Below are 10,070 nucleotides of genomic sequence, written 5' to 3'. Positions count from 1 at the left end.
GTCGGCTTCAGCCAGGGAGCCAACGTGGTGCACAACTTCTCGGCCGACCTGACCGCCGCGCAGGCGCGACGCGTCGCGGTCGTGGCGATGATCGCCGACCCCGTGAAGAACCCTGCCGACAGCATCAGGACCTGGTCATACTCCACAAAGACCCCCGGGCCCGGGAAGTTCGGCGCCGGCGCGCTGATGGGCAAGCATGTGCGTGACAAGGCCATCACGTTCTGCGTCGCGAAGGACGAGATCTGCAACCGCCCCGCCGACGGTGGGCCCGCCTCGCCATCGTCGACCCATCGCCACTTCTACGAGAGGGCCACGAGCGCGCGATCGGCCGGCAGGCAGCTCGACGCCATGCTGCGCCGCAGCGGGGTGGGCTGATTCAGCGGGAAGCTACGCGGGCTGAGGTCGTCACGATCTGCGGGCTCGACGGCTCGCTGCCCTTGACGACCCCGCAGCCACAGCGTGTGACGTAGACAGGGATGCCGGGTATGTAGTCGTCCTCGAGTACCGGCGGCATCCACTCGTGCGTGTGCGTTTCCATCATCCTGACCCCGACTCAGATTGCACCGGATCAGTGACCGGTTGTCATCTCGATCATCGCGCAGTTTGTCACAAGGCGCACGCGGGGAGCCGGCTGGCGAACGCGAACGCGGACTCGACGATGTCCAGACGACCGGGCAACAACCCTGGGCGAGCTGCCCCGTCGCTCAGAAAAACGCGGCGCGGCAATCGTCAGAGAGTGAGAGCCGACGTGCCATCGCATGACATTCAGATGTCAACCGACACCGAACAAGTGGTGGAGCATAGGAGATTCGAACTCCTGACCTCTTCGATGCGAACGAAGCGCGCTACCAACTGCGCCAATGCCCCAGCTCCCCGACCAACAGGGTGCTCGACAACATTATCAGGCTGGTCAGTGACCGACGGCGTGGCGCTCGTGGTCGGCTTCGACTGCATCCCTGCGGTGGGGCAGCTCGACGTCCTCGCCTTCGATGTGGCCCGATGTCCACGCCCCGGCCTGGCCAAACTCGATCGTTCGCACCGTGCGCCCGGCGCGCGGCTTGGTGACGTAGGTCGGGAGGGTGACGGGCAGCGGATCCCAGAGCGCTTCGCCGGTCGTCGACACCGATGGCACGGCAATGACGATCTGGTCGTCAAGGGCATCAGCCTCGAGCTCGGCGTGCTCCATGAGATTCTTGCGCCCGGGGTTGATGTCCTCGAAAAGGCCCGTGACGACGATCGTCTCCTCCTCGTCGGTGACCTCCTCCGCGACGGTGCGGCTGAAGGCTGACGTGCGCAGCCTGGCTGCGCTGAAGTGCGGCACGTGCAGGCGCGGGAGACTGATCTTTGGCGCACTGACCTTTGATGCACTGACCTTTGCCATCGTGGCCTTTGATGCCGTGCCCCATGTTGCTGCGATGCCGAGCTCGCCACGCACCTGGATGCGGCACGCCACCAGCCACGCCGCCACCAGTGCGACCGGAACGACCACCCAATAGGCGGCGATGACGGCGAAGCCGGCGAGCCCGCCGACAACCACGAGCACGGCGAGAAGAGTCAGAAGGGTGCGGCGACGCCGCTTCGCAGCCAGCTGAGCAGCGGGACGATCGCGAGCAGGTGCCACCGTGGCAGCCGCCTGGACCTTCTCGACCGGCTCGACGACGGGTTCTTGCACCACAGTTTTGGGCCGGGCGATGACACGACTGCGCGATCCGTCTGTCTCGATGGAGGCATGCTTGCTGGCATCGTCGTAGCGGCGCAGGGCAAGCGGAATGAAGTACGCCGCCCACACGACGACGACGAACGCGATGATCAACCCATTGCTCGAACCCACGTGGAAAACGGTAGGCGCAAGGGGTCGCGTTCCCCGGCAGCCACGGCCGTGTGTCGCCCGAGAACTTGTGGAGGTTTCGACGTTGGGGGTCAGTCAGTCAGGAGAGATGGGGGGCAGGCGGGCCACGAGGCCCTCCGGCGCGTCCTCGGCAAGGATCTGGAACACCCGGTGGTCGCGCCAGTCGCCCGCGATGTGGAGGAATCTCGGCGCGAGCCCGATCTCGGTGAATCCGAGCTTCTCGACCACCCGAAGACTTGCCGCGTTCTCGGGACGGATCGCGATCTCGATACGGTGCAGGCCCGCCGTCGACATGAGATGGTCACACACCAGTGCCACGGCCGTGGGGGTGATGGACCGGCCGGCATGACTGCGAGCTACCCAATAGCCGACGTTGGCCCAGCGAGCCGAGCCCCACGAGATGCCGTTGACGGTGAGCATGCCGATCATCTCGCCGTTCCACGTCAGCGCGAACGGCATGGTCTGCCCGAGCCGCCCGCGCCGCCGCAGTGTGCCGATCATGCCGACATACGATGTCGCGGGCCGACCGGCCTCGCGCGGCAGCGTCGCCTCCCACGGGCTGAGCCACTCGCTGTTGGCCGTGCGCAACCGGGCCCACGAGCCCGCGTCACGACGGCGCAGCGGTCGAACGCCGATCGGCCCGCGCGTGAGGGTGACCGGCCAGCCGGGGCTCAGGGCGCGCTCTGTACATGATCGCCACTTTGTACATGATCTCCGCCGTGCAGCTGGTCGACAGCGTGCGGCACGACGTCCGCGAGCACGGCCAGCCCGTCCTTGACCCCACCGCGCGAGCCGGGGAGGTTGATGACGACCGCATTGCCGGCGACTCCCGCAAGCCCACGCGACAGCATCGCGGTCGGGACGCCTTGGGCGACGCCGTGGGCACGGATGGCTTCGGCACCCCCTGGTAGCTCACGATCGAGCAGAGGCCGCGTGAACTCGGGGGTGCGATCGGTGGGGTTGATGCCGGTGCCACCGGTCGTCATCACGACGAGCGCACCAGCATCGAGCGCAGCGGCGATAGCGGCCCCGACGGGCGCGCCGTCACCGACGACGACGGGGTCGTCGACGTCGAATCCCCACGCGCGCAGCGCAGCGACGATCAACGGCCCGGTGGTGTCCTCGTAGATGCCGGCCGCGGCACGGTTGGAGGCCACGACGACGCTGCCTTTCACGACCGGATCCTCATGCTCGGGTCCAGTCGCCGCTCTTGCCGCCGGACTTCGCGACCACCTCGATGTCGGTGATGCGGGCGAGCTTGTCGACCGCCTTGACCATGTCGACGATCGTGAGTGCCGCGACGCTGACGGCGGTGAGGGCCTCCATCTCGACCCCGGTGCGGTCGGCAGTGCGAACCGTGGCGGTGATGGCCACGACCCCTCCCCCACCCGCGGCGCCGTCGAGGATGTCGAGGTCGACCTCGACGCCCCCGATCGCCAGCGGATGGCACAACGGGATGAGGTCAGGTGTGCGCTTCGTGGCCATGATGCCGGCGATGCGCGCGGTGGCAATGGCGTCGCCCTTGGGCACACCGTCACCACGCAGCAGCTCGATGACAACGGCGCTGACCTCGACCCTCCCCCGGGCCGTGGCCGACCGGGCAGTGACGTCCTTGGCGGTGACGTCGACCATGCGTGCCGCACCCGCGTCATTGACGTGGGTGAGCCGGTTGACCACTAGAACGGCCGATCGAGGACGAGGGTGCGGACGGTGTCGCCAAGGTTGAGTGCGGTCTGGTCCTCCCCGACGATGATCAGCGCATTGGCCTGGGCGAGTGCGCCGACAAGGTGGGAGCCGCTGCCCACGATGGGGGTGACCTTCGCTCCCCTGTGCGTGACCTCGAAGACCGCCCGGATGTACTGCCGGGTGCCGGAGGGCGACTGCAGGTCGGAGGCCAGCACGGCATGGACCATGGGGCGCCGGTAGGGCGAGCGGCCCATCATGCGGCGGATCGCGGGCAGCACAAAGATCTCGAACGACACGTAGGCCGAGACGGCGTTGCCCGGCAAGGTGATGATGGGCGTCTGCTCATCGAACACCCGGCCGAAGCCCTGTGGCTTGCCCGGCTGCATCGCGACCTCGACGAAGTCGACCGTGCCCAGCGCCGAGAGCGTCTCCTTGACGACGTCGTGGTCGCCCTTGCTGATGCCGCCGCTCGTCACCACGAGGTCGGCGCGCACGAGCTGGTCGGAGAGCACCCGCCGAAAGGTCTTGGGGTTGTCATCGACGGCGCCGACGCGGTAGCAGATGGCCCCGGCCGCACGGACCGCTGCGGCAAGCATGTAGCTGTTGCCGTCGTTGATCGAGTCGTAGTCGAGGTGGGTGCCCGGCTCGCGAAGCTCGGTGCCCGTCGAGATGACGACGACGCGGGGTCGCGGACGGGCCTTGACCCTCGGGGCTCCGAGTGCCGCCAGCAGGCCGATCTCGCGCGGCCCGAGAACCGTGCCCTCGTCGAGCACCTGGTCTCCGACCTTGACGTCGCCACCCCTCAGACGGATGCACGCGCCGGCGGCAGGCGAGGCGTGGATCACCACCCGCGCATTCCCGCGGTCGGTCTTCTCGAACGGCACCACCGCGGTGGCTCCACGCGGGATGGGCGCGCCGGTCATGATCTTGACCGCTGTGCCCGCACTGATGGCGAAGGGCTTGGCTGATCCGGCCGCGATCTCTCCGACGACGGGCAGCGTGACGGGTGATTCCGGGCTGGCATCGACCAGGTCTTCGGCGCGAACGGCATAACCATCCATGGCGGAGTTGTCGAAGCGCGGCAGGTCGGTGGTGCTGACGAAGGACTCTGCCATCGGCAGCCCGAGCGACTCGACCAGCGGCTGGTCGTAGGCACCGAGCGGCCCGATGCCACGCAGGATCTTCTCGAGGTGGTCCTCGACCGTCAGCATGCCTTCGCGGACGCTGGCCGGGCGGGGCCTCCTGGGCTCGGACGGCGCTGGCGCCGGCGTCGGGGGTGCCTGTTCGGCTGCTGGCGCCGGGGGCGGTTCCGGTTGCGGCTGTGCCTCCGACTCCGGCTCTGGTGGCGCCGGTTCGCTCGGGGCGTCGGGACCCATCGGAAGCATGCTCTGCTCCGGTCCGTCCTCGGTATCTCCTGGCGACATGCGTGTCAGCCTAACTGTGCGGCTGCAGGGACGCTCTCGGCCGCGCCGGTGTCCTCCAGCGTGGCATCGCCGCGGACGACGACGCCGCGCCCAAACCTCCAGTCGCCCTTGACAGTCAGCGAGTGGGCGTCGACGAGCGACGGCGCCTCCGGGATACGGGCGTCGAAGTCGGCGATCGAGGCAAAGAATCGGCGGTCGAGATCGATCAACGGAGGGTTGCTCACCTGGGCCCGGACGCGAAAGTCCTCGCCGACGCCGTAGACGTCCGACCTCAGCAGCAGCAGGTCGTTGCTGGTCTTGACCGGCAGGAACCGGGACCTGTCCACCTCGATCGCCGTGGCCCCGTCGAACACCTCGACCGCGGCACCCATGGCCGACTCGATCTGCACGACCTTCGTCGAGGTCGGGTCGGTCGGGTCGACGGTCTTGTCGTTACGGATGAGGGGCAGGCCGAGGATGCCGCCGCGCTCCTCGAGCGTCGTCCTCATGACCCGCAGATCGAACCACAGGTTGTTGGTGTGGAAGTAGCGGTGCCGCTGCGGATCTGCCGCCGCCTCGGCGTCGTCGGGCGGAATCTGGGCCGTCTCGCGCAGCACGAGCCGCCCATCGCTCTTGCGCCTGACGATATGGCCACCCTTGACGTCGGCTGGGGTGCGTCGGCAGACCTCCGCGGCGTAAGGGGCACCAGAAGCCGCGAACCAGCCCATCATGGCCGGGTCGGGCGCCGCGCCCAGGTTGTCGGCGTTCGACACCGTGGCATAGCGGAACCCGGCCTCGATCAAGGTGTCGAGGATGCCCGAGACCTCAAGCGCCGTGTACAGGTCGCCGTGTCCCGGCGGGCACCACTCGAGCATGGGATTTGCCGGCCAGTCGACCGGTGTGAGGTCGTCCGCGCGCAGCTTGGGCTCACGGTTCTGCAGGAAGTCGGTCGGGAGGCCATCGACGGCGAGGTCGTCGTACTTGGCGAGGGCCGCCAGCGTGTCGTCGCGGGTGCGGAAGCTGTCCATGAAGATCAGCGGCATGCGCACGTCGAGCGACTCGCGCAGGTGCCGTACCTGACCCACGATGACGTCGAGGAACGTGAGGTCGGCGCGCACCGGCAGCAACGTCTTGGCCTTGTCGAGCCCCATCGAGGTCCCGAGGCCGCCGTTGGGCTTGATGACCGCAGTCACCGAGGCGGCGTCGCGGCACTGCTGCTCGCCGATCTCGAGGTCGTTGACGTGATCGACGTCGTCGAGGGGATCGACTTCGGACTCGGGCACCATCCCGGTGGCACCGCGCTCGAGCTGAGCGTAGAAGTCCGAGAAGACATCGATCGCCCTCTGCGGCACGTCGGCCTCGGTCATCCGCTGCTGCGCCTGCTCAAGTCCCCCCATGAGGCAAAACCCTATCGGTCGGGCGCTGGTCGTGCCTTACATGCAGGAGTCAGGAATGGACTAGCGTCAGCCGGGTGACGCAGGACAAGGCACAGGTGCGCGCCGACCTGCTCGCGCGGGGCCGGGCCATGACCACGTCGGCGCGTGCCGACGCTGCCGAGGCGATCGCGCTCCACGTCCTGGCCGTGCCGGTGGTGTCACGAGCCCGACGCGTGGCGTGCTACCTGTCGATGCCGTCCGAGCCCGGGACCGCACCACTCATCGCCGCACTGATCGATCACGGCATCGAGGTCGTCGTGCCGCTCAGCCTCGCCGACCACTCGCTGGAATGGGTGGCCCACGATCCCGCAGCTCTGCTCGTCGTGAACCCGCTTGGCATACCGGAGCCGGACGGGCCGCGTCTGGGTGCCGCAGCTCTCGACACCTGCGGCGCCGTCATCGTCCCGGCCCTCGCGGTCGACCACACCGGCCACCGGCTGGGACGTGGTGCGGGCTACTACGACCGGGCGCTGGCCGGCGTCGACCGACCGGTGTGCGCCCTTGTCTTCACCCACGAGCTGCTGCCCGAGGTGCCGCACGAACCACATGACGTGCCGGTGCAGATGGCCGTCACGCCCGACGGCCTGTTCCGCGTCCCCTGACGGACAACCGACCTGCCCGACGTCTCCCTGGTGATGACGCTATGACGTGCGGCCCCTGGTGGAGACGAGGGTGAGGGTGTCGTCGTCGGCCCCCTCCACTGCCTTCGCCGAGAACAACCAGGGCAGGGTCTGGCCGTCGACCCACAGCTCGGTCTGATCGTTGTAGTGCGCCTGGAAGGCGTGACCCGAAGCGCCGGTGAGCTGGATCCAGCGCGACCTGTCGAGGTTGGCGAGGTCGACCACCATGCGCATCGAGGGCACCGCCGTGACCTCGTAACCCTTGCTCGCATCCCAGCTGGTGGCATCGACGAGGCCACCTCCGCCGGCGACGTCGTAAGGGCCGCGATTGAAGAGGCGGTCGACGACCCCGACGCCGGAGTCACCCAGCGTGGGGTTGACGAGGGTCAGCCGGTGAAGGCGTCCCCACGACCACTCGCGCGGATTGCGCGACTGGATCATCGTGAGCTCGTCACGCGCCCGCCGCATCGCCTCGGCGAGCACCTCGTCGCGCGTCTCCCTGCGCCCTGATGTCGTGGCGTCATCCCACCAGGGGCTGTTCGGCTTGCCAAGGATGGTCCGCATGACGTTGAACCATCGCTCGCCACCGTCGGGCCACTCACTCTTGGGGAGCTCGTCGTGGAAGGTCAGCTCCACCAGGTTCTTCCAGACGACGTTGAAGTAGGCAGCGGCAGCGGAGTCAGCAGGCTGACGGAAGTCCCAACCCCGCAACGTGTCCTGGCCCTGGCGGTAGTAGCGGCTGCCCAGCGGGACGTCGAGAAGCGCCGGCACGAGCTGCTCGGCGTTGGCGCTGTAGGTGTCCATCTGCAGGCGGCTCATGTCGTGCACCGAGAACTTCTTCTGCTTGCCACCCACCTTTGCCGTCAGCAGGTCTCGGATGCGCTGCGAGCGGTAGCCGGGGGCGGTGTCGGCACCGAGGTTCAGGGGGTACTGGTCGCCGATGACCTTGTTGTTGGCCGTGACGATGACACCCTCGTCGGGGTTGTAGACCGTAGGAAGGGCTTCGAACGGGATCGAGCCCTTCCACGAGTAGGCCGAGTCCCAGCCCGGGACCGGCCAGCGTCCGTCGCCCTTCGTGCGGATCGGGATCGTGCCCGGCGACTGGTAGCCGATGTTGCCGTCGACATCGGCGTAGATGAGATTCTGCGACGGCACCGTGAACAGCTTGGCTGCGGCGCGGAAATCGTCCCAGTTCTGCGCCGTGTCCAGCGCGAACACCGCCTTGATGGTCGGCTGCGGGGTCAGGGCGGTCCAGCGCAGGGCGACGGCATAGCTGCCGGTGGTGGTCGTCGACTGCTTCCCGGCGCCGACGTTGGCGATGTCGTCGTCGAGGTCCGACAGGATCGGGCCGTGTTGGGTCGATCGGACGATGATCGACGTGGCCTTCCCGCCGGCGACCTTGAAGGTCTCCCGGCGCAGCTCGAGCGCGACCTTCTTCCCGTCGTACTCGTAGGTGTCGCCGTCAACCTTCTCGAGGTAGAGGTCGGCGACGTCGGCGTACATCGTGGTGACCCCCCACGCGATCTTCGCGTTGTGACCGATCACCACACCCGGCAGGCCCGAGAACGAGAACCCGGCGACGTTGTACGGGCAGGCCTTCGACACCGTGCGACAGTGCAGCCCGACCTGGTACCAGATGCCCGGCATCGACGGTGCCAGGTGCGGGTCGTTGGCGAGCATCGGCTTGCCGGTGGTGGTGTGCCGCCCGTCGACGACCCAGGAGTTCGAACCGATGCCGTCGCCTGTGCCGAGCAGGGCGGGCAGCGCGGCGGCTCCCTTCTGCGCGCTCGTCAGGGAGGCCACGGCTGATCGGGCCAGACCGGGCTCGGTCGGCCGCGGTCCGAAGGTCCCGCCATCGAGGTTCCCCGAGCGGCCCACGATCGTGTCGTGGTCCTTCGGATGGTCCGGGTACAGGTCTTCCACCTGGTCGACCGTGAGCTTCTCGGTCGACAACACTCGGCTGATCTCGTCGCTCATGTTGCTGCGTAGGTCCCACGCCATCGCCTTGATCCAGGCCAGCGAGTCGACCGGGGTCCTCGGCTCGGGGCGATAGTCGGGGCCGGTCAGCGACAGGATGCTGTACTCCAGCGACAGGTCAGAACCGGTCTTGCCGTCGATGTAGGAGTTGACTCCCCGGCTGTACGCGTTGAGGAGGGCCACGGTCTTGTCGTCGAGCAGCGCGAGCTCCTGCTGCGCCACCCGCCTCCAGCCGAGCGTGGGGGCGTACTTGGCGGTGTCGAGGGCATTCTTGCCCACCAGCTCGGCGAGCCGCCCGGCCGTCACGTGGCGCCGGAAGTCCATCTCGTAGAAGCGGTCCTGGGCGTGCACGAAACCCTGGCCGAAGAAGAGGTCCTCGGGATCGTCGGCGTAGATCTGCGGAATGCCCTTGCCGTCGCGCTTGACGGTGACGTCACTGTTCAGTGAGCTGACCCGCACCTCCCCTGCCGTGTCGGGAAACGACTTGCGCACCGAGATGAACGCGAGGACGGCGACGCCGACGAGGACAGCGGCGAGCAGGGCCGAGATGACGATCAGGAAGCGACGCACCGGCCCATTGTGCCTTGTGAGCGAGTGCACTGTGCCTCGTGTCAGATCTGTTCTGCCCCGGTGCCGCGAATCTCTCCGACGAGCTCCTCAAGGACGTCCTCGAGCATGATCACTCCGAGCACCACACCGGACGGGTCGGCGACCCGGGCCATGTGCGATCCGCGTGCCTGCATCGTGCGTAGCGCGTCGTACAGGCCCGATCCGACAACGACCGTGGCCAGCGGGCGCAGCCATTTGTCGGCAATGGTCTCCATCCGCGATGCCTCGTCGTTCTCGAGCACGTCCTTGATGTGCAGGTAGCCGGCAATCTCGCCCATCGCGTCGAGCACCGGGAAGCGGGAGAACCCTGTCACGGCGCACGCCCGCTCGACGTCGACCGGGGTGGCGTCCGCCGAGATCGTCACGAGGCCGTCGCGTGCCAGCAGGACCTGGTCGACGGTGCCCTTGTAGAAATCGAGCGCACCGGACACCAAGCCGTACTCGTGCTCGTCGAGCAGACCCTCGCGCCTGGACTCCTCGACCAGCCCCG

General features: G+C 68.0%; 11 protein-coding genes and 1 tRNA gene. 2 read left to right on the top strand and 10 right to left on the bottom strand.

The window, feature by feature from the left end:
• The coding region (locus H7290_RS06015; RefSeq protein WP_290513114.1) for a cutinase family protein at positions 1-375 on the top strand (375 nt) is incomplete at its 5' end.
• 1 nt (position 376) lies between these two features.
• Here H7290_RS06015 and H7290_RS06010 read toward each other — a convergent pair.
• The 8 genes from H7290_RS06010 to H7290_RS05975 all read right to left on the bottom strand — a co-directional run bounded on the left by H7290_RS06010 (position 377) and on the right by H7290_RS05975 (position 6,335).
• Positions 377-538: a hypothetical protein gene (locus H7290_RS06010; RefSeq protein ID WP_290513113.1), complete on the bottom strand. Its 162-nt coding sequence runs from the start codon at positions 536-538 to the stop codon at positions 377-379.
• 253 nt (positions 539-791) lie between these two features.
• Positions 792-867: transfer RNA gene (locus H7290_RS06005), tRNA-Ala, on the bottom strand.
• A gap of 43 nt (positions 868-910) precedes the next feature.
• Positions 911-1,831 (bottom strand): hypothetical protein, encoded by a 921-nt coding sequence (locus H7290_RS06000; RefSeq protein ID WP_290513112.1) that lies wholly within the window; start codon positions 1,829-1,831, stop codon positions 911-913.
• 93 nt (positions 1,832-1,924) lie between these two features.
• Complete coding sequence (locus tag H7290_RS05995; RefSeq protein ID WP_366927601.1) at positions 1,925-2,470, bottom strand: GNAT family protein; 546 nt, start codon at positions 2,468-2,470, stop codon at positions 1,925-1,927.
• A 50-nt stretch (positions 2,471-2,520) separates the two neighbouring features.
• Positions 2,521-3,024: a MogA/MoaB family molybdenum cofactor biosynthesis protein gene (locus tag H7290_RS05990; protein ID WP_290513111.1), complete on the bottom strand. Its 504-nt coding sequence runs from the start codon at positions 3,022-3,024 to the stop codon at positions 2,521-2,523.
• 10 nt (positions 3,025-3,034) lie between these two features.
• On the bottom strand, positions 3,035-3,526 hold the full coding sequence (gene moaC / locus H7290_RS05985; protein WP_290513110.1) for a cyclic pyranopterin monophosphate synthase MoaC: 492 nt from the start codon (positions 3,524-3,526) through the stop codon (positions 3,035-3,037).
• Positions 3,526-4,746, bottom strand: coding sequence for a gephyrin-like molybdotransferase Glp (glp, locus tag H7290_RS05980; protein WP_290513109.1), 1,221 nt, complete (start codon positions 4,744-4,746; stop codon positions 3,526-3,528). The genes moaC and glp overlap by 1 nt, the downstream gene beginning before the upstream one ends.
• A gap of 218 nt (positions 4,747-4,964) precedes the next feature.
• Complete coding sequence (locus H7290_RS05975; protein ID WP_290513108.1) at positions 4,965-6,335, bottom strand: UTP--glucose-1-phosphate uridylyltransferase; 1,371 nt, start codon at positions 6,333-6,335, stop codon at positions 4,965-4,967.
• Between the two features lie 74 nt (positions 6,336-6,409).
• Between H7290_RS05975 and H7290_RS05970 the strand changes: the two genes are divergently transcribed.
• Positions 6,410-6,976 carry a 5-formyltetrahydrofolate cyclo-ligase gene (locus H7290_RS05970; protein WP_290513107.1) on the top strand — a complete coding sequence of 189 codons (567 nt, stop codon included), beginning with the start codon at positions 6,410-6,412 and terminating at the stop codon, positions 6,974-6,976.
• A gap of 39 nt (positions 6,977-7,015) precedes the next feature.
• Here H7290_RS05970 and H7290_RS05965 read toward each other — a convergent pair whose 3' ends face one another.
• Entirely contained in the window at positions 7,016-9,541 is a 2,526-nt protein-coding gene (locus tag H7290_RS05965; RefSeq protein WP_290513106.1) for a penicillin acylase family protein, read from the bottom strand.
• A 41-nt stretch (positions 9,542-9,582) separates the two neighbouring features.
• Positions 9,583-10,070 (bottom strand): CBS domain-containing protein (locus tag H7290_RS05960; protein ID WP_290513105.1); only part of this gene is annotated, 488 nt, incomplete at its 5' end.

The organism is Aeromicrobium sp. (assembly GCF_014378035.1).
In the GTDB taxonomy this organism is placed as follows: domain Bacteria; phylum Actinomycetota; class Actinomycetes; order Propionibacteriales; family Nocardioidaceae; genus Aeromicrobium.
This window is presented reverse-complemented; position numbering and strand designations above follow the sequence as displayed.